The sequence below is a fragment of the Pseudomonas sp. CFBP 13719 genome (assembly GCF_014842095.1).
Lineage (GTDB): Bacteria > Pseudomonadota > Gammaproteobacteria > Pseudomonadales > Pseudomonadaceae > Aquipseudomonas.
In genome coordinates this window covers 1-672 of sequence record NZ_JACYVB010000022.1, presented here as the reverse complement: position 1 = coordinate 672, position 672 = coordinate 1, and the positions used below count along the sequence as shown (strand labels likewise).

General features: G+C 54.6%; 1 protein-coding gene. It reads right to left on the bottom strand.

Annotated features, from left to right (window positions below; translation table 11 throughout):
- Nucleotides 1-105: 105 nt before the first annotated feature.
- Complete coding sequence (locus tag IFT57_RS26825) at nt 106-624, bottom strand: Hcp family type VI secretion system effector (protein ID WP_192153235.1); 519 nt, start codon at nt 622-624, stop codon at nt 106-108.
- Nucleotides 625-672: the final 48 nt, after the last annotated feature.

The window sequence follows — 672 nt, the reverse complement described above, 5'->3', positions numbered from 1 at the left end:
GCTTATCCTTAGCTGAGAGAGGAGGCAAAACGCGACGCCCACCTTAGACGTAATAAAGGGCATCAACCGTTAGAACGGTCGATGCCGCGAAACAGCTCGTTAGTTTCAGCCTGCGACGGGGATGCGCCAGTCATCAGAACCCGAGGTGCCAGACACTTCGTGGGTCCAGGTGATTTTGCGGTAGGTGAACTCAACGTCTTCCAGATGCGTGAAGTGCGAATTCGACGGGTCCTGGCAGTTATGCATGTAATCCTTCATGTCGACGATGATCGCGTCTTCGAGCTTGGTGGTGAAGTAGTGCTCTTGAGTACCCGCTGCCGAGGTGCGATACCACTGGATAGTAATCTCGGTCAGACGCTCGCCGGAAGTCAGTGCAGCCAGCAGCAGTGGCGAGGACTTGTCGAACACCTTGGTAATTCTGACCGGTTTGTGAACGCGTTGACCGGTCGGTTGACCTGATTGCGGATCGCGGGGAATGATCACTTCGTGGCTGAAGCCCTGAACCATGACCTGGTCTTCATGACCTTCCTGGTAGGTGTTGCCGACCGAGTCGGCAGTGAAAGCACCGGCGGTGATTAGACCTTGCTTGGTACCCGTGATGGACATATACGCTGGCGTAGCCATGAATGCTCTCCTTGCTGAAAATAATATAGGGGCCCGCAGGCATGTTTA

What these genes read in the sequence shown, in the direction of transcription:
- IFT57_RS26825 (WP_192153235.1), bottom strand. Translation starts at nt 624, where the DNA reads ATGGCTACGCCAGCGTATATGTCCATCACGGGTACCAAGCAAGGTCTA.